Here is a 22,159-nt window from a genome sequence, read left to right as displayed (position 1 = left end):
CCCATGGACAGAAAAGCAACCGCCGTCTGGCAAGGCACGCTGAAGGAAGGCAAGGGCACCCTCAACACGCAGAGCGGCGCGTTGAAGGATCTGCCTTATGATTTCAAGGCCCGTTTTCAGGACGAAAGCGGTCGCTCCGGCACCAACCCGGAAGAACTTCTGGGGGCAGCGCATGCAGGCTGCTTCGCCATGCAGCTTTCCGCGCTGCTGACCGAACACGGCACCCCGCCGGAAAAACTGGAAGCGACTGCCGCCGTCACGGTCGGCCCCGCAGCCGGTGGCGGTTTTGAAATCAGCCGCAGCGCGCTGACGCTCAACGCCACGATCCCCGGAATCTCGGCGGAGGATTTTGAAGCGCTTGCCACCAAGGCCAAGCAGTCCTGCCCTCTCTCGAAAGCGCTGGGCGCTATCGAGGTGACGCTGGACGCAAAACTCGTCTGAACAGGTACAAGACACGCAACGGAGAACGGGCGCAAGCCCGCTTCTTTATTCGGGCAAGTGGCAGACGGCCTCGATATTGTGACCATCCGGATCGATGACGAAGGCGGCGTAATAGTCGGGATGATAATCGGCCCTCAGGCCGGGCTTGCCATTGTCCTTGCCGCCCGCGGCTATGGCTGCTTCATAAAAGCGGTCAACCTCGGAACGGGTGCCAGCCGAAAATGCGACATGAAGCACGCCCTGAAACTTCGCGCCTTTCTGCTTGCCGATCCAGAATTCCGGCTTGCCATTGCGGCCATACCCCACCCAATCGCCGAACTCCATGGCGCGGCCTATGCCGAGCGGTGCCAGCGCTGCATCATAGAAAGCCCGCGACTTGGGCATGCTGGAAATGTTGAAGCCGATATGATCGAGCATGATTGCCCCGTCTCCGATGGATATGCCTAATGAGATATCGGCGCCGCTATAAAGATCAAGCCTTCGGCAAAGATGTACCAAAGTTCAGGTAAAGAAAAAGGGGAAGGTTTGGACCTTCCCCTTTTGGTTCTTGGAACGAGCTCGCAACTACACGCGGCGCTCGACCATCATCTTCTTGATCTCGGCAATCGCCTTGGCAGGGTTCAGACCCTTCGGGCAGGTCTGTGCGCAGTTCATGATCGTGTGGCAGCGATAGAGCCGGAACGGGTCCTCAAGATTGTCGAGGCGTTCGCCCTTGGCTTCGTCGCGGCTATCGATCAGCCAGCGATAGGCCTGAAGCAGCACGGCGGGGCCGAGATAGCGGTCGCCGTTCCACCAGTAGCTCGGGCACGAGGTCGAGCAGCAGGCGCACAGGATGCACTCATAAAGACCGTCGAGCTTCTGGCGGTCCTCATGGCTCTGCAGCCACTCCTTCTGCGGCTCCGGCGAAACCGTCTTGAGCCAGGGCTCGATGGAACGGTGCTGGGCGTAGAAATTGTTGAGGTCCGGCACGAGGTCCTTCACTACCGGCATATGCGGCAGCGGGTAAACCTTGATGGCGCCCTTGATGTCGTCCATGCCCTTGGTGCAGGCAAGCGTGTTCGCGCCGTCGATATTCATGGCGCAGGAACCGCAAATGCCTTCGCGGCAGGAACGGCGCAGCGTTAGCGTCGGATCGATCTTGTTCTTGATATAGAGAAGACCGTCCAGAACCATCGGGCCGCAATCGTCGCGATCGACATAATAGGTGTCGATGCTCGGATTGGCGTCGTCGTCTGGCGACCAGCGATAGATACGGAATTCCGTGACGCGCTTGGCGCCATCAGGCCGGGGCCATGTCTTGCCCTCCTGAACGCGGGAATTCTTGGGAAGTGCGAGTTCAACCATTGCTCTTTCCCTTGATTAGTAAACGCGCTTCTTCGGCGCAATCTTGGCGAGGCTGATGCCGCCTTCCTCTTCCGTCGTCAACGGATCGAGGTGGACCGGGCGATAGTCAAGCTTGACCTTGCCATCCGGCGACAGCCAGGACAGGGTGTGCTTCCGCCACTCGGCATCGTTGCGATCCGGGAAATCCTCATGCGCATGGGCGCCGCGGCTTTCCTGACGCGCTTCCGCCGAAACAACCGTGGTCAGCGCATTGGCCATCAGGTTTTCCAGCTCCAGCGTTTCCACCAGATCGGAGTTCCAGATCATCGAACGGTCCGTGACCTTGATGTCCGGCAGTTCATGCCAGAGCTTTTCCATGCGCTCGACGCCCTGCTTGAGCGATTCCGACGTGCGGAACACGGCGGCATCTTCCTGCATGGTGCGCTGCATCTTTTCGCGCAGTTCCGCGGTCGGCTGGGAGCCGTTGGCAAAACGCAGGCGATCAAAGCGCTCCATGATCCTGTCGCAGGCAGCTAGGTCGAGATCGGGAATCTTCGACTTGCGATCGATGACCTGACCGGCGCGGATTGCAGCCGCACGGCCGAACACCACCAGATCGATCAGCGAGTTGGAGCCGAGACGGTTTGCGCCATGCACCGAAGCGCAGCCCGCTTCGCCGACGGCCATCAGGCCCGGCTGTACGCGGTCCGGATCGTCGGCGGTCGGGTTCAACACTTCGCCCCAGTAATTGGTCGGGATGCCGCCCATATTGTAGTGAACGGTCGGCAGAACCGGGATCGGTTCCTTGGTCACATCCACGCCTGCGAAAATCTTGGCCGATTCCGAAATACCCGGCAGGCGTTCATGCAGAACAGCCGGATCGAGATGGTCGAGATGCAGGAAGATGTGATCCTTGTTCTTGCCGACGCCGCGACCAGCACGGATTTCCATGGTCATGCAGCGCGAAACAACGTCACGCGAGGCAAGGTCCTTGGCCGATGGCGCATAGCGCTCCATGAAGCGCTCTCCTTCGGAATTGACCAGATAGCCGCCTTCACCGCGCGCGCCTTCAGTAATAAGGCAGCCAGCGCCATAAATGCCGGTCGGATGGAACTGCACGAATTCCATGTCCTGCAGCGGCAGGCCGGCGCGTGCCACCATGCCGCCACCGTCGCCGGTGCAGGTATGCGCGGAGGTTGCCGAGAAATAGGCGCGCCCATAACCGCCCGTCGCCAGAACCACCATCTTGGCGGAGAAGCGATGGATGGTGCCGTCATCGAGGTTCCACGCCACGACGCCGGTGCACACACCGTCGGTCATGATGAGATCGAGCGCGAAATATTCGATGAAGAACTGCGCGTTATTTTTCAGGCTTTGGCCGTAGAGCGTGTGCAGGATCGCGTGGCCGGTACGGTCGGCGGCAGCGCAGGTGCGCTGGACCGGAGGACCGTCGCCGAAATTCTGCATGTGACCGCCGAACGGGCGCTGATAGATCTTGCCTTCCTCGGTACGCGAGAACGGCACGCCGTAGTGCTCAAGCTCATAGACGGCGGCAGGCGCTTCACGCGCCAGATATTCCATCGCGTCGGTGTCGCCAAGCCAGTCCGATCCCTTGACGGTATCGTACATGTGCCACTGCCAGCTGTCCGGGCCCATGTTCTTGAGCGAGGCGGCAATGCCGCCCTGCGCGGCGACAGTATGCGAACGGGTCGGGAAAACCTTGGTGATGCAAGCCGTCTTCAGGCCCTGCTCGGCCATGCCGAGCGTTGCGCGCAAGCCCGCACCACCAGCTCCGACGACCACCACGTCGAACTTGTGATCGACATAGGTGTACTTGCTTGCAGCGGCAGGCGCCGCATTGTTTACTGCACTAGCCATCGGGCTATCAACCTCCGAAGCTCAGCTTGAGGATCGCAAAAATGCAGGCGAAGCCGACAACAGCCGTAAAGAAGCTGTTCAGCATCACCAGCACGACCTTCATGCCTTCGCCATGCACATAATCTTCGATAATGACCTGCATGCCCAAACGCATGTGATAGACGCCGGTCAGGACGAACAGCGCCATCACGATTGCAGTGAATGGATGCGACAATGCAGCCCGGACTTCCGCATAGCTTGCGCCATTGAGCGAAACGACCAGACCGATGAAAAACATGACCAGCGGCACGAGGGCGACCGCGCTCAGGCGCTGATACCAGAAATGGCCGGTGCCTTCCTTGGCCGATCCCAGACCCCGGACCTTGCCGAGCGGGGTGCGCATATCCTTGTTCATACCGTTCATGAAACCAGCTCCCCTTAGCGCACCGAATAGGCGACGACCCAGACGAGGATCGTGGCGATGACGGAGAAAACGACGGTCGTCCAGGCGATCCTGGAAGCGGTGTGCTTTTCAAGGCCTGCGCCCGTATCCCAGATCAGGTGGCGGACACCGCCGGCCAGATGGTGCAGAAGCGCCCAGGTATAGCCGAACAGGATCAGGCGGCCGATCCAGGACGAGAACAATGCATTGACGGTGTTGAAGCACTCTTCGCTGACCGCAGCCGAAATCAGCCAGGTCGCCAGCAGCAGGGTGCCGAAGTAAAGTGCGCCGCCTGTGATGCGATGGACGATGGACATCGTCATCGTAATGACCGGCTTGTAGATAGACAGGTGCGGCGACAAAGGACGCTGGCGCGTTACAGTCGGTTGTGTCATGGCTCTGTAGGCTTCCCTGACGTTTCTCTCCGGCCACACCCGGCTGACGATCATCAGCAAGGCAGCCGGGTTGCGGGTTCTCCCGAACCCTGGTTCGATGCCGTCCGAGGCACAGGGAACCGGACTTTACGATCCCGCGCCGGTACGACCCAAGAAAATATGGCTGGACCGTGGCGTACGGCCCTATGTGGCGCTTTCTACTGCGCTTTTACCATCACGTCAAAGAAGCTTTTTCACGAAAAGACTAACAATTGGTCGCACCCGGGCGACACATTCGCGTGATTGCGGCATTCAAACGATTGAAGACCGCAACCGGCAAAAACATGTGTAAATTCATCAACTTTCAGGTAATCGATCAGTTGCCGAATCGAATCACATAGCTCGACCAGTCGGCAGCCGTGGCAATTTGTTCATAGAGCTTGCGCCCGTCTTCCGGAACGCGCGGGGCATTCAGCACCAGCTTGGACCAGCTGCGCTCCTCGGCCTTGTCGGCAAGGACGTCGATCAACGCCTTGGCGATGCCCTTCCCGCGATGATCGTGGTGGACATAGATATGATCGACCTGTCCTGCACGCAGGCCCGTCACCGGTTCGGGCAGATCGTAGAAGATCACGAAGCCGACCAGATTTCCGTCGACCCGAGCCCCCAGCGTTTCAGCGGCGCGGTCCTGAAGCAGGTGCTCGGCATAAAAATCATCGGGGCGGCGTGGCGCACCGCGCTTCAGCGCCTGCGCGTAGCTTGCCAGCAGCGGCGCGAACTCATGGGCATCCCGCAGATGGAGGAGCGCAATATCGACGGCATGATCTTTGGTCATTGGACGTTCCTTGGCGTTTCCAGTTCTTCCATGCACCGCCTGCGAAGCAGCAGCGCACCGGAAGACCGGTTCGATTGTAGCCAGCACGGATGACAAAGGTAAAGAAAGAGTTAAGATAGTCCTCATTCTCTTGGTGGTCACGGACGATGAGGCTCGAACAACGATGACAAAACGCAGACCGGCAATGCTTGGCGTGGCTGTCGTCGGGGCGCTGGCACTGACCAGCCCCACGCTGGCCAGCGATGCGATGCGTTCCATCGATGCATCGGGGAACCTCGTGATCCAGATGCCGGATAATGGCGCCAGGATCATCCGGGTCGGAACCGTGCAGCCTGTTTCTGCGCCGCCGCAGCACTTGCGGATAATTTCTGCGCCACGCGATAATGCCATCGCCCACATCGTGGCCAAGCCCAACAGCAATTGCGAAAGCGCGGTCGTGCTGCGTGGACGCTCTTTCATGTATGGGATCGACCGCGGGGAAACGCCGGTTCTGGATCATCCCGGTTGCCGCTACGAATAGCGTCGTTCAGCGCCCGGTCATTGAACGAAGTTCCAGAACGTTTTCATCCACCAGTATCGGAAGCGCGCTGCGGACGCAGTTGCGCCCTCCCTTCTTCGCCTCATAAAGCGCACCATCCGCGCGCTTGTAGAGATCGGAAAACACGTCATCGAATTCCATTTCCGCGATGCCGAAGCTCGCGGTAAAGACAATTGCGCCATTTCGCCCGGGAATATGGATATCGCGGCAGACAAGCCGGGCCTTTTCCGCGAATCGCCATGCTGACTGGATCGTGTTTCCCGGCAGGATGATCGCAAATTCCTCACCGCCTATGCGGGCCGAGATTCCGTTCTTACCGTTCGCTGCCTTGCGCAGTTCGGCAGAGAACGCCGCAATGACGCGATCTCCCAGCGCATGGCCATGCGTATCGTTGATCGCCTTGAAATGATCGATGTCGCACAGGACCAGCGACAGGGCCTGCCGCATGCGCTTCGACTTTTCAATTGCGGCTTCGGCGCGAAACTCGAAACCGCGCCGGTTGAGCAATCCCGACAGCTGGTCCGTCTCGGAGCGTATCAGCATATTGGCGATCAGTTCCCGCATCAGGCTCAACAGCAGGAGCAAGCCGCCAGCAACGGAAAGAGCCGCCCCGATGGACTGCGAAAACATTGCATAGGTCGTATCGATATAATCTCTCGGTTCGACGCCTGTCCCTCCCGCCAGCATGGCGATGACCGGCTTGAACAGAAAATGGAGGGCGCTGATGCTGAACAGCACCACCATCAAGGTGTCTACGCCGTTGCGATCCACCCGCAGGATCACCCACACCGCAAGAAGCAGAATGAGGGAATAAGGCGTCTGGTAGAGAAGCATGCCCAGCATCTGGCTGCGGGCGACGTCATATATGCCGTAAATCATCACGAGCGATGCAACAGTCAGAACACCGAGCGCGCTCCACGGTACGGGCCGGGCATACATGCGTGCCAGGCCGATGACCAGAAAGGCCAGTGCCAGATAGTAGGTCGTAAAGGCGAGCATATAGCCCACGCGGGGATTGGGAATGGAAGGCATGGCAAGCTCCGTCAGGAAATAGAGCATTGCGAAAATAAAGCCGAAGGCAAAGACCGGCGCCGCCGCATTATCCCGCGCGTAAACGGCTATGCCGAGGAACGCGAAAGCAAACAGACCCGAAACGGTCATGTTGATCAGTAGAATAAAGTCGGCTCCATTCATCGATTCTCTTCCCATGCCGGCTGTCAAAGTCTTCCCAGACGCCAGCCACCCCACCCCTCCATACAATCAAAGCGTGAAAAACCTGCTAATATACATCTAAAGAAAAACCGCCGGGGATGAACCGGCGGTTTGATCAGTTGATAGCCCTCGGGGGAAACTTAGTTCCACTCGCGAATGTCGACGAAATGTCCGGCAATCGCGGCAGCGGCGGCCATGGCTGGCGACACGAGATGCGTGCGGCCCTTGAAGCCCTGCCGTCCTTCGAAATTGCGGTTCGAGGTCGAGGCGCAACGCTCGCCCGGCTTCAGGCGGTCGTCATTCATGGCAAGGCACATCGAGCAGCCCGGTTCACGCCAGTCGAAACCGGCTTCGATGAAGATCTTGTCCAGACCTTCGGCTTCCGCCTGTTCCTTCACCAGACCAGAGCCCGGTACGATCATGGCGCTTACACCGGCGGCAACCTTCTTGCCAGCGGCCATGCGGGCGGCATCGCGCAAGTCTTCGATGCGGCCATTGGTGCAAGAGCCGATGAACACGCGGTCGATCTTGATGTCGGTCATCTTGATGCCCGGCTTCAGGCCCATATAGTCAAGCGCACGCCACTTCGATGCACGCTTGGTCTCATCCTTAATCTCGTCGGGGTTCGGAACGATGTCGGTGACGAAGACCACGTCTTCCGGCGAGGAACCCCAGGAAACGACCGGTGAAATCTTGGCAGCGTCGAGTTCGACGATCTTGTCGAAATGCGCCCCTTCATCCGAATGCAGCGTCTTCCAGTAGGAAATCGCCTGTTCCAGCGCTTCGCCCTTCGGCGCGCGCGGCTTGTCCTTGATATAGGCGAAGGTCGTTTCGTCCGGCGCGATCAGGCCGGCGCGTGCGCCGCCTTCGATCGACATGTTGCAGACAGTCATGCGGCCTTCCATCGACAGCGAGCGAATGGCATCGCCCGCATATTCGATCACATAGCCGGTGCCGCCTGCGGTGCCGATTTCACCGATGATGGCGAGCGTGATGTCCTTGGCGGTGACGCCGGGCGCCAGCTTTCCATTCACACGCACCAGCATGTTCTTGGCTTTCTTCTGGATCAGCGTCTGGGTTGCCAGAACGTGCTCCACCTCGGACGTGCCGATACCGTGCGCCAGCGAACCGAAAGCGCCGTGCGTGGACGTGTGGCTGTCGCCGCAGACGATGGTCATGCCCGGCAGGGTGAAGCCCTGCTCCGGCCCGACGATGTGCACGACGCCCTGACGCTTGTCGCGCTCGGAATAATATTCAACGCCGAAATCGGCGGCATTCTTCGCCAGAGCCTCGACCTGAATGCGGCTTTCCTCGTTCTTGATGCCGTTGATGCGGTCCGGCGAGGTCGGCACGTTGTGATCGACAACGGCCAGCGTCTTTTCAGGATGGCGCACCTTGCGGCCAGCCATGCGCAGGCCTTCGAAAGCCTGCGGGCTCGTCACTTCGTGCACAAGATGGCGATCAATATAAAGGAGGCAGGTTCCGTCTTCCTGCTGATCCACTACATGGTCGTCCCAGATCTTGTCATAAAGTGTACGCGGCGCGCTCATTGCGAGAGGTCCTTTGATTAGTTCGAGAGCATTTCCAGCAAAATGTGAAACGGGTTTTGCATGGGCCAATGCGTGAAAAAAAACAGCCAGAGCGATTCCGGAGCTTCAAGCCTTGACTGGGACCGCTCTAACTTCCTGTCATATGCACCCGCCGTCACGCTTCGTCAAGAAAGTGAAACCGCAACAGGGTGTCGCAGTAACAATCTTGCGAGATATTGGCGGAATTATGCGATATGTTACGCAACCCTTTGCTTTTGGCAAATAAAAAAGGCGACCCAAAGGCCGCCTTTTTCAAACAGATCGCTGTGAAACTTATTCAGCAGCAGCCTTGGCAGCCTCAGCCTTGGCAGCGGCAGCCTTGTCGGCTTCGCGCTCGGCCTTGGTGCGGTTGTCTTTCTTTTCAGCAATACGGGCAGCCTTGCCCGTGAGGCCGCGCAGATAGTAAAGCTTCGCGCGACGGACCTTGCCGCGGCGAACCAGTTCAACGCCTTCTACGATCGGCGAGTAAACCGGGAATACGCGCTCCACGCCTTCGCCGTAGGAAATCTTGCGAACGGTGAAGTTTTCGTTGAGGCCAGCGCCGGAACGGGCAATGCAGACGCCTTCATAGGCCTGCACGCGGGTACGCGTACCTTCGGTAACGCGAACCTGAACGCGAACGGTGTCACCTGGCTGGAAATCCGGAAGCTTGCGCTTTTCTTCGATCTTTGCTGCCTGTTCGGCTTCAAGCTGACGAATGATATCGGTCATCGTCTTTCTCCTTCTGAATTCTTCTCAAACAGTCAGAGCGCTCTGCACTTGCCACCAAGCAATCCTTGGCCCTGTGGCTATGCCTTCAAATTCAGGCAGGAGCGGTACACCATTTATTGGTTTAGGACGTAACGGGCTTTGCCCGAACGGGATATTACAATGTCGGGACTAGCCCGAACTGGCGCGGCAATACACCATTGCCGGCGATGAATCAATATCAGGACGCCAAAATCCCCTCAGATGCGGCCCAGATGCGTATCCTTGAAACCCGATCCATATTTGAGGCCGAAACCGAGTGCGCGGTCGACGCCGATATGCACGGCCCAGATCAGCGCAATTGCAAAGCAGAGCGGCCAGTTCATGGCCCATCCGAACACCGCCACAAACACGACGCCGATCCAGCTATGGGCCATATTGTAAATGACCGCGCCGGTACGCGGCCCCTTCATATAGCCGAAGAATGAAAGATCGGGCGCAAGGATGAGGATGGCAAACAGCCACCAGCTCGCGCCGCTGACCCAATAGGCTCCGAGCGCCAGCAGTGCGAGAGAAAGACTTTCGAGCCGCTGGATCAGATTCATTTGCGCTTGCCCTCGCCATAGGCTTCCCAAAGATCGGGACGCCGCTCCCTGGTGATCCGTTCCGCCTGCTCGTGTCGCCATTTATCGATGGCGCCATGATTGCCCGACGTCAGGATTTCCGGGATCGATCTTCCTTCCCATACCTGCGGGCGGGTATAATGCGGATGTTCGAGCAGGCCGGTCTCGAAGCTTTCCGTCTCGCCGGATTCGCGATTGCCCATCACGCCCGGCAAGAGCCGCACAACAGCATCGAGCAGCACGATGGCCGCAGTCTCTCCGCCCGACAGGATGTAATCGCCAATCGAAACTTCCTCGAGATCGCGCGCTTCAATGACGCGCTCGTCCACGCCTTCGAAACGACCGCACAGAATGATCGCGCCCGGCCCGTCGGCCAGCTCGCGCACGCGCTTCTGTGTCAGCGGTTTTCCGCGCGGGCTCATCAGAAGCATCGGACGGCGACCGTCGGCGACTGAATCCAGTGCGCGGGCGATAACATCCGGCTTCATCACCATGCCAGCGCCGCCGCCAGAAGGCGTGTCATCCACCATACGGTGCCGCCCTTCCGCAAAGTCGCGAATCTGCACCGCGTCCAGCCGCCATTTCGCTTCTACGAGCGCCTTGCCGGCAAGCGAAGCGCCAAGCGGTCCGGGGAACATTTCCGGATAAAGCGTCAGCACGGAGGCATGAAAGAAACCGACCTCCTCCGCGACCTTTGAAACTTCGGTCATCACTTCTTCGGCTTTTTCTTTTCGCCCTGCGGGCGCTCGTCCTCATCCTCGGCGATCAGTCCGGCGGCATGGGGTTCGACCAGCAATATGCCCTTGTCGAAGTCGATCTCCGGGACGGCCGCTTCCGTGAACGGAATGAGCATGGGACGCTTGCCCTTTTCGGAAAGCTCGATGAGATCGCCGCCGCCGAAATCGAACAGGGCGCTCACCACGCCATAAGACTTCCCTTCCGCATCGACCGCCAGCAAGCCGATCAGATCGGTCTGGTAGAATTCGTCTTCGTCCAGTTCGTCATCCGGCAGCTGTGAGCGATCGATGAAAAGCTCGGTCCCGTTCAGCGCCTCGGCCGCGTTGCGGTCGTTGATGCCCTTGAAACGCACGACCACGACCGTCTTGGCCGGGCGCGCTTCCAGAACTTCGTAGCTCTTGCCCTGTTCGTCATAAAGCAGGCCATAATCGGCGATGGCCAGCGGATCGCCGGTAAAGGTCTTCACTCGCACTTCACCGCGCGTGCCATGGGCGGCACCGATGACGGCGAGCTGGATCGGGTTTTCTGGACGCGGCATTGCCAACCTTGTTTTTGCTGCACGGAGAGAACTATTTTTCGTTCAATAGCTCTTTCGTTGGCCTTTTTCACGTCATTTCGTCACAAACGCGCTCTTCAATTCACGAAAACCAGCCGGTAACCTATCGCTGGCAGACTGTCTTGCGAATCCAGAGTGAACGATCGGCCCGATTATGACGACGAACAGCGAATTTCTGATCCCTGCCCGCGCCGACCTCGCAGCCGCCAGGGAAGAATGGCTGAAGACGCTGAAAGATGCGCGGCGCCTGTCGGAAAATACGCTTGATGCCTATGAGCGCGATACGCGGCAGTTTCTCAATTTTCTGACCGGCCATCTGGGCGAACCGCCTTCGCTGAAGGATGTCGGCAATCTGCGGATCGCCGATCTGCGCTCGTTCCTGGCCAGCCGCCGCAACGAAGGCGTCGGCGCGCGAACGCTGGGGCGCGGACTTGCGGGCGTGCGCTCGCTGCTGCGTCATCTGGAAAAACGCGGTCTTGCCAATGCCGCAGGCGTGAGCGCAATGCGCGCGCCGCGACAGCCGAAATCACTGCCGAAGCCACTGACCGCCGAAGACGCTCGTCGCGTGGTTGCCGCCGACGGGCAGTTGGCGGAGGAGCCATGGATTGCCGCGCGCAACGCCGCCGTTCTGACCTTGCTCTATGGTTGCGGCCTGCGCATCTCCGAGGCGCTCGGTCTGACGGGTGACGCATTATCCGACAGCACCGCCCTTTCCATCACCATTACCGGCAAGGGCAACAAGGCCCGCCTCGTGCCGTTGCTGCCGGTGGTGCATCGCGCGGTAGCGCAGTATCGGGCGCTTTGCCCATTCGATCTTTCCGCCGACAAACCGCTGTTTCGCGGCGCCAAGGGCGGCATTCTTCATGCGGCGATCATCCAGCGTGAAATGCAGAAACTGCGGGCTGGCCTTGGCCTGCCGGACAGCGTAACGCCGCATGCGCTGCGCCATTCCTTTGCAACGCACCTTCTGGGACGCGGCGGCGATCTGCGCACCATTCAGGAACTGCTTGGCCACGCCAGCCTTTCCACGACGCAGGTCTATACCGGCGTGGATACAGAGCGATTGCTGGAAGTTTACGACAAGGCGCACCCGCGCGCTTGATATTGGTCTGGCATCCGTGAAAACCGGCTCTATATTGCCCTCATGAAAAAGCTGTTTCTGACCCTTCTCCTTGCCTGTCTTGCAGGCTCCATCGCCGCTCGCGCCGACAGTGCCCCTGCCGCGGCTGCCTGTACCCCACACGGCGTCAACCTCATGGAAGGACTTGAGGCGAAAGACCCGGCAAGCTGGCAGGAATTGCAGCGCGAAGCCGATAAGGTTCCCAATCGCACGGGGCTCCTCTGGAAAATCGAGAAGGAGGGCATCGAGCCGTCCTATCTCTTCGGCACGATACATTTTTCCGATCCCCGCGTCATGACATTGCCGAAAGCGACCGACGCGGCCTATCGATCGGTGAACACGGTCGTCGTGGAAACGACGGATATGCTGGACCCGAAGTTTTTTCTGCGTGTCAGGCTCGAACATCCCGACCTGCTGCTCTTCACCGATGGCACCACGCTCAAATCCCATCTTCCCGCAGAGCAGCGTGACGAGATCGAACGGAAGCTTGCAGAACGCGGCATCATTCTCGACGCGGTCGCCACAATGAAACCCTGGGTCCTATCCAGCCTGCTGACATTTCCCAAATGCGAGAGACAGCGCAAAAGCGAGGGCGAAAAATCGCTCGATGAAAAGCTTGCTCTCGACGCGCAGGCCGAGGGCCGCAATGTTCTGGGCCTTGAAAGTGCGGAAGAACAGCTCCTGGCGATGAGCCGGATGCCGCTCGATTTCCATGTCCGCAGCCTTGTGGCTACCATCGACTATGGTGACGGGATCGAGGATGCCATGGAGACAATGACAGCACTTTATCTCAAGGGCGAGGTCGGGATGATCATGCCGGCGCTTCGGAAGATTGTTCCCGACAACCTTTCCGACGAGGACTATGATTTGTTTCTAAAATATCTCATTTCGGACCGCAATCACGTCATGGCTGATCGCGCCGTCCCGATCATCGACAAGGGAAATGCCTTTATTGCCGTTGGCGCGCTGCATCTGCCGGGCGCGGATGGGGTAATCGAATTGCTGCGTGCAAAGGGTTATCGGGTGGTCCCGCTATAATCGTCGATAGAGCATTTCCGGTGATGCAGGAAATGCTCTAGCCGGCTTTCAGGTCCGTGATGCTGTTCTCGATAGCCGTTATATTGAGTTCGAGTTCGGCAATCTGTCTCAATATGGATTTTCCCGGAAGCGCTTCTTCCCGGGCCGCCTCATCCAGAAGCTTGAACTGTTCATCGCGCAGAAGCGACGAAAGTTTCTCGAAGCGTTCAATGGTTTTCAGGTTTTCTTTCGACGGCATAATGTCATTCCTCAAAATTTCGGCGTCGTCTGTGATCGCTTGTAACGACCCTGCCTTATCAGTGCTTTACAGTGATAAAGCCCGGATAGCCAGTTGATCGATCATATTTTCGATCAGCAGATCGCATCCGTGATTGAATATACATAAATGATGCGCAGTTTCTCTTGCGTTAACACCAGCGCCGCCGCCCCGCTCCGCACGTCTATTCGTACTGGCTCGTACGCATATTAGTGCTTCTGGAACTATCCGCTCTTTTTCGCATTGATATACACCGGGTTTGTTATTGCAGCGCATGACGGCACGCATTCGAGGCGGTCGGAACATCGATTGCCCGAGGACCAGACGCAAGACCCGGCCAACTGTCACTTCCCGACTGTCGTTTCGATGGCGGAAGGGACCATTGGAGGACCCGATATGGTTGACCCCCTCGACCCGCGAAACAATGACCCGCGGAACAACGACCCGCGCACGACAACCGACCCCAGGCTTTCGGACCCGTCCGGGATGCCGCCGCCACCGCCCGCGCGCAGCGGAAGCGGCTATCTGCTTGGCGCGGTGCTGCTGGCGGCAATAATCATCCTGGCTTATTTCTTTTACCGCAACGGCAGCGGGACAGACACAGCCGCTCCACCTTCGCCTCCCCCGGCGACGCAGAGCGAGCCTGCAACACCTGCTCCGGCTCCCCCGGCCAGCCCGCCAGCGCAAAACTAGAGCGGTTCCTGTTCTGACAGAATCGCCGGAAATGCTCTAGACATCGAAAAAAGGCCCGCAGATGCGGGCCTTTTTGCAGTTCCATATAATGGCCAATCACATATGGATCGGCTTGGCGAATGTCGCCAGGGCGGATTCGCGCACGGCTTCCGACATGGTCGGATGCGCGTGGCAGGTGCGGGCCAGGTCTTCCGACGATCCGCCGAACTCCATCAGAACAGCCAGTTCGTGGATCATTTCGCCGGCATTGTAGCCGAGGATATGAGCGCCCAGGACGCGGTCCGTCGCCTTGTCGGCGAGGATCTTCACGAACCCGTCGGTGTGCAGCATGGCGCGTGCGCGACCATTGGCCGTGAACGGGAACTTGCCGACCTTGTATTCGATACCGGCAGCTTTCAGCTCTTCTTCGGTCTTGCCGACGGAAGCCACTTCCGGCTGCGTGTAGACGACGCTCGGAATGACATCGAAATTCACGTGACCGGCCTGACCGGCAATGATTTCGGCAACCGCAATGCCTTCGTCTTCGGCCTTGTGGGCCAGCATCGGACCCTGCACCACGTCGCCGATGGCGTAGATGCCTTCGACATTGGTACGCCAGTGACCGTCGATGGCAACGCGGCCGCGATCATCGACATTCACGCCAGCTTCCTGCAGGCCGAGACCGTCCGTGTAAGGACGGCGGCCGGTCGCAATCAGAACGGCATCGGCTTCAAGCGTTTCAGCCGCGCCACCCTTTACCGGTTCAAAGGTCACTTTCGCGCCCTTACCTGCCTTCTCCACGCCGGTCACCTTGGCGCCGAGCTTGAAGGCAATGCCCTGCTTTTCGAGGAGACGCTGGAACTGCTTCGACACTTCGCCGTCCATGGGCCCGAGCACCTTGTCGAGATATTCCACGACCGTGACCTTGGCGCCGAGACGCGCCCAGACGGAACCAAGTTCGAGGCCGATCACACCGCCGCCGACGACGATCAGGCTGCCGGGAACCTTGTCGAAGGAAAGCGCGCCGGTCGAGGAAACGATGACTTTCTCGTCAATATCGACCTGGACGCCGGGAATGCCGGCAACGTCGGAGCCGGTGGCGATGATGATGTTCTTTGCTTCGATTTCCTCAACCTTGCCGTCTTCGGCGGTCACGGAAACCTTGCCCTTGGCCACGATCTTGCCGGTGCCGATGAAGGACGTGATCTTGTTCTTCTTGAACAGGAATTCAACGCCGGTGACGTTGGCCTTCACGGTCGCATCCTTGTGCGCCAGCATCTTGCCCAGATTGAGCTTCGGCGTCACTTCCACGCCGAGCGTATCGAAGGAATGACCGGCTTCGGCAAAAACTTCCGATGCATGCAGCAGCGCCTTGGAGGGAATGCAGCCGATATTCAGGCAGGTGCCACCGAAGGTCTTGCGCTTCTCCACAACAGCAACGGAAAGACCAAGCTGTGCAGCCTTGATCGCGGCGACATAACCGCCGGGGCCCGTACCGATGACAACCACATCGTATGACATTGAACTATCCTTCTTCAGTCTGTCCTGAACGCTTTCGGGCGACCCGGTTCATCCGGCGATGCCCTTCATCCGCAATTATTCACATGCAACCGGCATTTTTCAGGAGCCGGTCATTCCTGGTCGGGCGTGCATCCCTGAAAGCGGAACACTTCCCACTGCAGCGGCTTTTCGGGTTTTGCCGCTCCAAAATCATAACCATCGAGCGCCGTCACCAGATCGGGCAGCAGGATCGCCTGCGCCGCCGGTTCTTCCGCCTTGGGCAGCACCTCGGCCTCCCCGCCTTCCTTCAAGGCATAGATGACGCTCTGCCAGATGCTGCAATCGTCGAGGTCTTCCGGATTGGAACCATCGCCCTTGCAGTTGAAGGTCAGCAAGGCATAGGGGCGCGCCACGCCCTCCTCCGGCCAGATCACCATGCCGCTCAGCTTGAACTCCGGCTTGTCGTTAGCCGTGATGGTGAACTCATTGGTCGGCGCCGGGGTCATTTTCAGATCATTCGGCTGCTCCGGACGGAAGGTCAGCGTATAGGCATCGTCGCGATCGCGATAAATCGCGCGGTTCTGCGTGCAAGCCGCCTGAACGGCGGTGGAGAACACCGAAAGCGCGAGCGCGGCAAAGGCGGTGGTCCTGAAAAGCTTGTGTGCAACATGCATCTGTCGGTTCTCCCTGGGTGTTCCGGCTGAGCTTTTCCGGCAGCGAATCCTCGGCTTGCGAAGATAAGGATTACATAGCCTTTTCGGTGGCAAGTTTAAGCCCCAACGCGATGAACACAACTCCGCTGGCGCGATCGATCCACTTCGAGGCGCGCGAGAAGGCCGCGCGCATCTTCGGTGTCGTCATGAAAAGGCTGACGCCGACGAACCAGGAGATCAGCGCGGTCGCCATCACGACGCCATAGCCGAGCTTCACCTCGGTCGGCGTATGGGCATGAACGACCGTGGAGAAAATCGACAGAAAGAAGAACACCGCCTTGGGGTTCAGCGCATTGGCGGCAAAGCCGAGGCCGAAGGCCCTGGCGAAGCTCTGCTGCTTGCGCGGCTCCTTTGGCGAAGCGTCCACGTCGATCTTCGTCGTGCCAGCCCGCAGCGCCTTGATGCCGATATAGACCAGATAGGCCACGCCGCACCATTTGACGATGTTGAACAGGTAGATCGACTTGGAAATGATGAGCCCGAGCCCGAGCACCGTATAGGTGACATGCATCATCAGGGCGGCGCCGATACCGAAGCTCGTGATGATCGCTTCACGGCGGCCATGCAGCAGCGATTGCCGGATGACCATCGCAAGATCAGCGCCGGGGGAAACGATGGCGAAGACGAAGATCGCCATCAGGGATGCAAGTTCGAAAAGATAGGGATGCATCGTGTTTCCTTCGTTGCGCGTGTTTCACGTGCAGGCTGTCATCACAGAACCAAAGCCAGAAGCATGATACCGAGCCCCACCAGGCTGATGAGCCAGACGAAGGAACGGAAATAGGGAATGCCCGCCAGATAAAGCGGGATATAGACGATACGGCCCAGCAACCAGAGCCACGCCCCGAGGATACCCCACCCGGACGGGTCGCCTTTCAGCACGAGCGCCAGCGCCAGACCGATGAAGGCCGGATAGGTCTCGCGGAAATTGGCGGAGGCCCGTTCCGCGCGACCGGCAAACTTGCCGGAGGGTTTCAGCCCCTCGTCGCGCGGACCGGCATTCCACCGGGAGCCGAGTTCCTTCGTTGCCGCAAAGCCCTGGAGGAGGATATGAACCACCAGCAGGACGACGCTCCCGCCGATCAGCGGCAGGAACGAGGATGCGGAGAAGAGGCCCGACTCCATCGTTCTTCCTTAGAGATCGAGAACCAGACGTTCCGGATCTTCCAGGCTTTCCTTGACGCGCACGAGGAAGGTCACGGCTTCCTTGCCGTCCACGATGCGGTGATCGTAGGAAAGCGCCAGATACATCATCGGGCGGATCACGATCTGGCCGCCGACGACAACCGGACGGTCCTGGATCTTGTGCATGCCGAGAATGCCCGACTGCGGAGCGTTCAGGATCGGCGAGGACATCAGCGAACCGTACACGCCGCCATTGGTGATGGTGAACGTGCCGCCCTGCATGTCGGCCATGGACAGCGAACCGTCGCGAGCCGCCTTGGCCAGACGTCCCAGTTCCTTTTCGATTTCCGCGATCGACATGCTGTCGGCGTCACGGATGACCGGAACCACGAGACCCTTGTCCGTGCCGACGGCCATGCCGACATGGGCGAAGTTCTTGTAGATGATGTCGGTGCCGTCGATCTCGGCGTTGACCGCCGGGATTTCCTTCAGCGCATGCGTCACGGCCTTGGTGAAGAAGCCCATGAAGCCAAGCTTCACGCCATGCTTCTTTTCGAAGATGTCCTTGTACTTGGTGCGCAGTTCCATGACCGCTGACATGTCGACTTCGTTGTAGGTCGTCAGCATGGCGGCAGTGTTCTGGGCGTCCTTCAGACGCTTGGCGATCGTCTGGCGCAGGCGGGTCATCTTCACGCGTTCTTCGCGCGATGCGTCGTCAGCAGGCGATGCCGGGCGGGCAGCAGCCGGTGCGGCGGCGGCAGGAGCAACCGAAACACCTTTTGCAATAGCGTCAAGCACATCGCCCTTCAGCACCTGGCCGCGCTTGCCCGAACCTTCCACCTGATCGGCGGAAAGGTTGTTTTCAGAAAGCAGCTTGGAAGCTGCCGGAGCTGGCTGCATGGCCGGGCCGGACGAGGCGGAAGCGGCTGGCGCCGCAGCAGCAGGAGCGGCAGCGGCAGGCTTGGCTTCTTCCTTCTTCGCAGCCGGGGCCGCAGCGGCGGCAGCGCCGTCACCGGAAATCTGGCCGAGAAGCGCATTGACTTCGACCGTGTCGCCTTCCTTGGCCACGATCTCGGCCAGCACGCCAGCAGCAGCAGCCGGAACTTCCACTGTCACCTTGTCGGTTTCCAGTTCCACGAGCGGTTCGTCGACAGCGACGGCATCGCCAACCTTCTTGAACCACTTTCCGATGGTTGCCTCGGTAACGGACTCCCCAAGCGTGGGAACGCGAATTTCGGTAGCCATGGTTTCTTCTTCCGTTGATCTTCAGTCTTTAAAGTTCGTTCGATGTTGAATTGCCGGGCGGCGCTCAGCCGAGCGCATCCTCAAGGAAAGCGGCAAGCTGTGCAAGGTGCTTCGACATCAGGCCCGTTGCAGGCGATGCTGCGGCCGGACGGCCCGCATAGCGCACGCGCTGATGCTTGGCGTCGATATGAGCGAGCACCCATTCCAGATACGGGTCGATGAACGACCATGCACCCATGTTCTTCGGCTCTTCCTGGCACCAGACCATTTCCGCCTGACGGAACCGCGACAGCTCGTTGATGAGCGCCTTGGCCGGGAACGGATAGAGCTGTTCCACGCGCAACAGGTAGACGTCGTCGATGCCGCGCTTTTCGCGCTCTTCGTAAAGGTCGTAATAGACCTTGCCCGAGCAGAGAACGACGCGACGGATCTTTGCATCCTTCTGAAGCTTGATGCCTTCGTCCTTGTTGTACTGCGCATCGTCCCACAGCAGGCGGTGGAACGAGGATTCGCCCGACATTTCGGCCAGCGTCGAAACGGCGCGCTTGTGGCGCAGCAGCGACTTCGGCGTCATCATGATGAGCGGCTTGCGGAAGTCGCGCTTCATCTGGCGGCGCAGGATGTGGAAGTAGTTGGCCGGCGTCGTGACGTTCGCCACCTGCATGTTGTCTTCGGCGCAGAGCTGGAGATAGCGTTCCAGACGAGCGGAAGAGTGTTCCGGGCCCTGGCCTTCATAGCCGTGCGGCAGGAGGCAGACGAGGCCGGACATGCGCAGCCACTTGCGTTCGCCCGACGAGATGAACTGGTCGAACACGACCTGTGCACCATTGGCGAAATCGCCGAACTGGGCTTCCCACAGGACCAGAGCGCGCGGATCGGACAGCGAATAACCGTATTCGTAGCCGAGCACCGCTTCTTCGGAGAGCATCGAATTGATGGCCTCGTAGATAGCCTGACCCTTCTGGATATTGTTGAGCGGGATGTAGCGGTTCTGGGTTTCCTGATCGTAGAGAACCGTATGGCGCTGCGAGAAGGTGCCGCGCTCGACGTCCTGACCCGACAGGCGGATCGGGCTGCCTTCGGCAACCAGCGAACCGAACGCCAGCGATTCCGCTGTCGCCCAGTCGATCCCCTCGCCCGTTTCCATCATCTTGGCGCGGTTGTCGAGGAAGCGCTGGATCGTGCGGTGGACGTGGAAGTCCTTCGGCACTTCAACCAGCTTCTTGCCAATTTCCTTGAGCGTCTTCATCGGCACGGCAGTCTTGCCGCGGCGCTGTTCGTCGGCATTGTCGGCAGTACGCAGACCAGCCCATGCGCCGTCCAGCCAGTCGGCCTTGTTCGGCTTGTAGCTCTGTCCGGCTTCGAATTCGGCTTCCAGATTTTCGCGCCACTGCGCTTTCATCTGGTCGATTTCTTCCTGCTTGATCAGGCCTTCGGCGATCAGCTTTTCGCTGTAGAGCTGAACCGTGGTCTTGTGCCCGCGGATCGCCTTGTACATCAGCGGCTGGGTGAAGGACGGCTCGTCGCCTTCGTTGTGACCGAAGCGGCGATAGCAGAACATGTCGATGACCACCGGCTTGTGGAAGGTCATGCGGAACTCGGTCGCAACCTTGGCTGCAAACACCACGGCTTCCGGATCGTCGCCATTGACGTGGAAGATCGGCGCTTCGATCATCTTCGCCACATCCGACGGATAAGGCGACGAACGCGAGAAGGCCGGATTGGTGGTGAAACCGATCTGGTTGTTGATGATGAAATGGACCGTACCCGCAACGCGGTGGCCCTTCAGGCCCGAAAGGCCGAGGCACTCGGCCACGACGCCCTGGCCGGCAAAGGCGGCATCGCCGTGCAGCAGCAGCGGCAGAACCTTGGCGCGGGTTGCAAGCGGAACCATGTCGTCGCGGGTGCGACCGGCCAGCAGGTCCTGCTTGGCGCGGGCCTTGCCCATGACGACCGGATTGACGATTTCAAGGTGCGACGGGTTGGCGGTCAGCGACAGGTGAACCTTGTTGCCGTCGAACTCACGGTCCGACGAAGCGCCCAGATGGTACTTCACGTCGCCCGAACCTTCCACGTCGTCCGGCGCATAGGAGCCGCCCTTGAACTCGTGGAAGATGGCGCGATGCGGCTTGCCCATGACCTGGCTGAGCACGTTCAGACGGCCACGGTGGGCCATGCCGAAGATGATTTCCTTGACGCCCATGGCGCCGCCGCGCTTGACGATCTGTTCCAGCGCGGGGATCAGCGATTCACCGCCATCGAGGCCGAAACGCTTGGTGCCCTTGTACTTGACGTCGATGAACTGCTCGAAGCCTTCCGCTTCGATAAGCTTCGACAGGATGGCCTTCTTGCCTTCCGGCGTGAAAGCAACCTTTTTGTCCGGGCCTTCGATGCGTTCCTGAATCCAGGCCTTTTCAGCCGGATCGGAGATATGCATGAATTCGACGCCGATCGTGCCGCAATAGGTGCGCTTCAGGATGTCGAGCATTTCCGGCACGGTCGCATATTCGAGGCCGAGCACGTTGTCGATGAAGATCTTGCGGTTGTAGTCGGCAGGCGTGAAACCGTAGTTTTCCGGTTCCAGCTCGTTGTAATCGTTCGGCTTTTCGGAGAGACCGAGCGGATCGAGATTGGCGTGCAGATGGCCGCGCATGCGATAGGCGCGGATCATCATGATGGCGCGAACGCTGTCGCGTGCAGCCTGCGTGATCTCTTCGCTGGTCAGCGCTGCGCCGGTCGCGCCCTTCGCTTCGCCCTTTGCCGCCTTGCCCTTCAGCTTGTCGGTGACATGCCTTTCGACTTCGGCCCAGTTGCCGTCGAGGGCGGAAATCAGTTCGCCATTGGCTGCAATCGGCCAGTTCTTCCTGGTCCAGGACGCGCCTTCAGCGTTCTTCTTCACATCGTCGGCATTATCGCCCAGCTTCGCGAAGAAATCGCGCCACTGCGGATCGACCGAATTCGGATCGTCCTCATATTTGGCGTACAGCTCCTCGATATAGTCGGCATTGCCGCCATAGAGGAATGAGGTAAGGGCGAAAACGTCGTTGGCTTGTTCTTGCCTTGCCATAGCCTATCCGGAGCAGCGCTCCGTCTCCTTGTCAGTGGCTCATCTTGCGCGGGCCGGAAGTTTGAAACTTCATCCCTCACGCCGCCGGGGAGGAACCGCTACAGACCCCGGCATGACTAAACTCTACGCGTCGGAACGGATATCCGTCCCTCTAAACGGATCACATGACCCGCTCTTATGCCAAACCCGGCAGCGGCTTTCGCCGCAG

24 protein-coding genes are annotated in these 22,159 nt (G+C 59.4%); 5 read left to right on the top strand and 19 right to left on the bottom strand.

The window, feature by feature from the left end; genetic code table 11:
• Positions 1-3 precede the first annotated feature (3 nt).
• Positions 4-441, top strand: coding sequence for an OsmC family protein (locus ABWW28_RS15410; RefSeq protein WP_006467968.1), 438 nt, complete (start codon positions 4-6; stop codon positions 439-441).
• A gap of 45 nt (positions 442-486) precedes the next feature.
• Here ABWW28_RS15410 and ABWW28_RS15405 read toward each other — a convergent pair whose 3' ends face one another.
• From ABWW28_RS15405 to ABWW28_RS15380, 6 genes are all read right to left on the bottom strand, one after another.
• Entirely contained in the window at positions 487-858 is a 372-nt protein-coding gene (locus ABWW28_RS15405; protein ID WP_176588056.1) for a VOC family protein, read from the bottom strand.
• Positions 859-1,005: 147 nt separating this feature from the next.
• A complete protein-coding gene (locus ABWW28_RS15400; protein ID WP_021587475.1) occupies positions 1,006-1,785 on the bottom strand; it encodes a succinate dehydrogenase iron-sulfur subunit in 780 nt (259 codons plus the stop codon).
• Positions 1,786-1,800: 15 nt separating this feature from the next.
• Positions 1,801-3,642 (bottom strand): succinate dehydrogenase flavoprotein subunit, encoded by a 1,842-nt coding sequence (gene sdhA, locus ABWW28_RS15395; protein WP_006467971.1) that lies wholly within the window; start codon positions 3,640-3,642, stop codon positions 1,801-1,803.
• 7 nt (positions 3,643-3,649) lie between these two features.
• Entirely contained in the window at positions 3,650-4,045 is a 396-nt protein-coding gene (gene sdhD / locus ABWW28_RS15390; protein ID WP_021587476.1) for a succinate dehydrogenase, hydrophobic membrane anchor protein, read from the bottom strand.
• Positions 4,046-4,059: 14 nt separating this feature from the next.
• Positions 4,060-4,458, bottom strand: coding sequence for a succinate dehydrogenase, cytochrome b556 subunit (gene sdhC / locus ABWW28_RS15385; RefSeq protein WP_031347102.1), 399 nt, complete (start codon positions 4,456-4,458; stop codon positions 4,060-4,062).
• A gap of 355 nt (positions 4,459-4,813) precedes the next feature.
• Positions 4,814-5,272, bottom strand: a complete 459-nt coding sequence (locus ABWW28_RS15380; RefSeq protein ID WP_006470954.1) for a GNAT family N-acetyltransferase — start codon at positions 5,270-5,272, stop codon at positions 4,814-4,816.
• Between the two features lie 163 nt (positions 5,273-5,435).
• Between ABWW28_RS15380 and ABWW28_RS15375 the strand changes: the two genes are divergently transcribed.
• Positions 5,436-5,792: a hypothetical protein gene (locus ABWW28_RS15375; protein WP_244637580.1), complete on the top strand. Its 357-nt coding sequence runs from the start codon at positions 5,436-5,438 to the stop codon at positions 5,790-5,792.
• 6 nt (positions 5,793-5,798) lie between these two features.
• Here the strand turns inward: ABWW28_RS15375 and ABWW28_RS15370 are convergent, their stop codons facing one another.
• The 6 genes from ABWW28_RS15370 to rimM all read right to left on the bottom strand — a co-directional run bounded on the left by ABWW28_RS15370 (position 5,799) and on the right by rimM (position 11,197).
• Positions 5,799-7,004 (bottom strand): GGDEF domain-containing protein, encoded by a 1,206-nt coding sequence (locus ABWW28_RS15370; protein WP_353391322.1) that lies wholly within the window; start codon positions 7,002-7,004, stop codon positions 5,799-5,801.
• 158 nt (positions 7,005-7,162) lie between these two features.
• Positions 7,163-8,572: a 3-isopropylmalate dehydratase large subunit gene (leuC, locus tag ABWW28_RS15365; RefSeq protein ID WP_006470956.1), complete on the bottom strand. Its 1,410-nt coding sequence runs from the start codon at positions 8,570-8,572 to the stop codon at positions 7,163-7,165.
• A gap of 312 nt (positions 8,573-8,884) precedes the next feature.
• On the bottom strand, positions 8,885-9,322 hold the full coding sequence (gene rplS, locus ABWW28_RS15360; RefSeq protein WP_006467977.1) for a 50S ribosomal protein L19: 438 nt from the start codon (positions 9,320-9,322) through the stop codon (positions 8,885-8,887).
• Between the two features lie 236 nt (positions 9,323-9,558).
• Complete coding sequence (locus ABWW28_RS15355; protein ID WP_021587480.1) at positions 9,559-9,903, bottom strand: DUF4260 domain-containing protein; 345 nt, start codon at positions 9,901-9,903, stop codon at positions 9,559-9,561.
• Positions 9,900-10,631: a tRNA (guanosine(37)-N1)-methyltransferase TrmD gene (gene trmD / locus ABWW28_RS15350; RefSeq protein ID WP_021587481.1), complete on the bottom strand. Its 732-nt coding sequence runs from the start codon at positions 10,629-10,631 to the stop codon at positions 9,900-9,902. The genes ABWW28_RS15355 and trmD overlap by 4 nt, the downstream gene beginning before the upstream one ends.
• Entirely contained in the window at positions 10,631-11,197 is a 567-nt protein-coding gene (gene rimM, locus ABWW28_RS15345) for a ribosome maturation factor RimM (RefSeq protein WP_021587482.1), read from the bottom strand. The genes trmD and rimM overlap by 1 nt, the downstream gene beginning before the upstream one ends.
• A 172-nt stretch (positions 11,198-11,369) precedes the next feature.
• On the opposite strand from rimM, the gene ABWW28_RS15340 reads away from it, so the two are divergent.
• Together ABWW28_RS15340 and ABWW28_RS15335 are read left to right on the top strand one after the other, a co-directional pair.
• The gene (locus ABWW28_RS15340; RefSeq protein WP_021587483.1) at positions 11,370-12,317 is read left to right on the top strand and encodes a tyrosine recombinase XerC; all 948 of its coding nucleotides are present in this window, start codon (positions 11,370-11,372) and stop codon (positions 12,315-12,317) included.
• A 42-nt stretch (positions 12,318-12,359) separates the two neighbouring features.
• Positions 12,360-13,373: a TraB/GumN family protein gene (locus tag ABWW28_RS15335; protein WP_021587484.1), complete on the top strand. Its 1,014-nt coding sequence runs from the start codon at positions 12,360-12,362 to the stop codon at positions 13,371-13,373.
• Positions 13,374-13,410: 37 nt separating this feature from the next.
• Here the strand turns inward: ABWW28_RS15335 and ABWW28_RS15330 are convergent, their stop codons facing one another.
• Complete coding sequence (locus ABWW28_RS15330; protein WP_006470960.1) at positions 13,411-13,611, bottom strand: hypothetical protein; 201 nt, start codon at positions 13,609-13,611, stop codon at positions 13,411-13,413.
• 414 nt (positions 13,612-14,025) lie between these two features.
• Here ABWW28_RS15330 and ABWW28_RS15325 point away from each other — a divergent pair, with 414 nt between their 5' ends.
• A complete protein-coding gene (locus tag ABWW28_RS15325) occupies positions 14,026-14,322 on the top strand; it encodes a hypothetical protein (protein WP_021587485.1) in 297 nt (98 codons plus the stop codon).
• A 96-nt stretch (positions 14,323-14,418) separates the two neighbouring features.
• Here the strand turns inward: ABWW28_RS15325 and lpdA are convergent, their stop codons facing one another.
• From lpdA to ABWW28_RS15295, 6 genes are all read right to left on the bottom strand, one after another.
• Complete coding sequence (lpdA, locus tag ABWW28_RS15320) at positions 14,419-15,822, bottom strand: dihydrolipoyl dehydrogenase (protein WP_021587486.1); 1,404 nt, start codon at positions 15,820-15,822, stop codon at positions 14,419-14,421.
• Between the two features lie 110 nt (positions 15,823-15,932).
• Positions 15,933-16,475 (bottom strand): hypothetical protein, encoded by a 543-nt coding sequence (locus ABWW28_RS15315; protein ID WP_353391317.1) that lies wholly within the window; start codon positions 16,473-16,475, stop codon positions 15,933-15,935.
• 70 nt (positions 16,476-16,545) lie between these two features.
• On the bottom strand, positions 16,546-17,184 hold the full coding sequence (locus ABWW28_RS15310; RefSeq protein ID WP_021587488.1) for a LysE family translocator: 639 nt from the start codon (positions 17,182-17,184) through the stop codon (positions 16,546-16,548).
• Positions 17,185-17,225: 41 nt separating this feature from the next.
• On the bottom strand, positions 17,226-17,639 hold the full coding sequence (locus ABWW28_RS15305; RefSeq protein ID WP_021587489.1) for an MAPEG family protein: 414 nt from the start codon (positions 17,637-17,639) through the stop codon (positions 17,226-17,228).
• Between the two features lie 9 nt (positions 17,640-17,648).
• A complete protein-coding gene (odhB, locus tag ABWW28_RS15300) occupies positions 17,649-18,884 on the bottom strand; it encodes a 2-oxoglutarate dehydrogenase complex dihydrolipoyllysine-residue succinyltransferase (protein WP_021587490.1) in 1,236 nt (411 codons plus the stop codon).
• A gap of 64 nt (positions 18,885-18,948) precedes the next feature.
• A complete protein-coding gene (locus ABWW28_RS15295) occupies positions 18,949-21,951 on the bottom strand; it encodes a 2-oxoglutarate dehydrogenase E1 component (RefSeq protein ID WP_021587491.1) in 3,003 nt (1,000 codons plus the stop codon).
• Positions 21,952-22,159: the final 208 nt, after the last annotated feature.

It is taken from the genome of Brucella sp. NBRC 14130 (genome assembly GCF_040371715.1).
GTDB lineage: Bacteria > Pseudomonadota > Alphaproteobacteria > Rhizobiales > Rhizobiaceae > Brucella > Brucella intermedia.
Note: the sequence above shows the minus strand (reverse complement) of the source record. Positions and strands in the feature narration are given on the sequence as shown.

Bases quoted from the DNA above. Each gene is read 5' to 3' on its own strand.
- ABWW28_RS15400 (WP_021587475.1), bottom strand. From the start codon at position 1,785: ATGGTTGAACTCGCACTTCCCAAGAATTCCCGCGTTCAGGAGGGCAAG.
- lpdA (WP_021587486.1), bottom strand. From the start codon at position 15,822: ATGTCATACGATGTGGTTGTCATCGGTACGGGCCCCGGCGGTTATGTC.
- ABWW28_RS15375 (WP_244637580.1), top strand. From the start codon at position 5,436: ATGACAAAACGCAGACCGGCAATGCTTGGCGTGGCTGTCGTCGGGGCG.
- ABWW28_RS15340 (WP_021587483.1), top strand. From the start codon at position 11,370: ATGACGACGAACAGCGAATTTCTGATCCCTGCCCGCGCCGACCTCGCA.
- odhB (WP_021587490.1), bottom strand. From the start codon at position 18,884: ATGGCTACCGAAATTCGCGTTCCCACGCTTGGGGAGTCCGTTACCGAG.
- trmD (WP_021587481.1), bottom strand. From the start codon at position 10,631: ATGACCGAAGTTTCAAAGGTCGCGGAGGAGGTCGGTTTCTTTCATGCC.
- ABWW28_RS15405 (WP_176588056.1), bottom strand. From the start codon at position 858: ATGCTCGATCATATCGGCTTCAACATTTCCAGCATGCCCAAGTCGCGG.
- ABWW28_RS15335 (WP_021587484.1), top strand. From the start codon at position 12,360: ATGAAAAAGCTGTTTCTGACCCTTCTCCTTGCCTGTCTTGCAGGCTCC.
- ABWW28_RS15325 (WP_021587485.1), top strand. From the start codon at position 14,026: ATGGTTGACCCCCTCGACCCGCGAAACAATGACCCGCGGAACAACGAC.
- ABWW28_RS15305 (WP_021587489.1), bottom strand. From the start codon at position 17,639: ATGGAGTCGGGCCTCTTCTCCGCATCCTCGTTCCTGCCGCTGATCGGC.
- sdhC (WP_031347102.1), bottom strand. From the start codon at position 4,458: ATGACACAACCGACTGTAACGCGCCAGCGTCCTTTGTCGCCGCACCTG.
- ABWW28_RS15295 (WP_021587491.1), bottom strand. From the start codon at position 21,951: ATGGCAAGGCAAGAACAAGCCAACGACGTTTTCGCCCTTACCTCATTC.
- ABWW28_RS15370 (WP_353391322.1), bottom strand. From the start codon at position 7,004: ATGAATGGAGCCGACTTTATTCTACTGATCAACATGACCGTTTCGGGT.
- rplS (WP_006467977.1), bottom strand. From the start codon at position 9,322: ATGACCGATATCATTCGTCAGCTTGAAGCCGAACAGGCAGCAAAGATC.
- ABWW28_RS15410 (WP_006467968.1), top strand. From the start codon at position 4: ATGGACAGAAAAGCAACCGCCGTCTGGCAAGGCACGCTGAAGGAAGGC.
- leuC (WP_006470956.1), bottom strand. From the start codon at position 8,572: ATGAGCGCGCCGCGTACACTTTATGACAAGATCTGGGACGACCATGTA.
- sdhD (WP_021587476.1), bottom strand. From the start codon at position 4,045: ATGAACGGTATGAACAAGGATATGCGCACCCCGCTCGGCAAGGTCCGG.
- rimM (WP_021587482.1), bottom strand. From the start codon at position 11,197: ATGCCGCGTCCAGAAAACCCGATCCAGCTCGCCGTCATCGGTGCCGCC.
- ABWW28_RS15310 (WP_021587488.1), bottom strand. From the start codon at position 17,184: ATGCATCCCTATCTTTTCGAACTTGCATCCCTGATGGCGATCTTCGTC.
- ABWW28_RS15330 (WP_006470960.1), bottom strand. From the start codon at position 13,611: ATGCCGTCGAAAGAAAACCTGAAAACCATTGAACGCTTCGAGAAACTT.
- ABWW28_RS15380 (WP_006470954.1), bottom strand. From the start codon at position 5,272: ATGACCAAAGATCATGCCGTCGATATTGCGCTCCTCCATCTGCGGGAT.
- ABWW28_RS15355 (WP_021587480.1), bottom strand. From the start codon at position 9,903: ATGAATCTGATCCAGCGGCTCGAAAGTCTTTCTCTCGCACTGCTGGCG.
- sdhA (WP_006467971.1), bottom strand. From the start codon at position 3,642: ATGGCTAGTGCAGTAAACAATGCGGCGCCTGCCGCTGCAAGCAAGTAC.
- ABWW28_RS15315 (WP_353391317.1), bottom strand. From the start codon at position 16,475: ATGCATGTTGCACACAAGCTTTTCAGGACCACCGCCTTTGCCGCGCTC.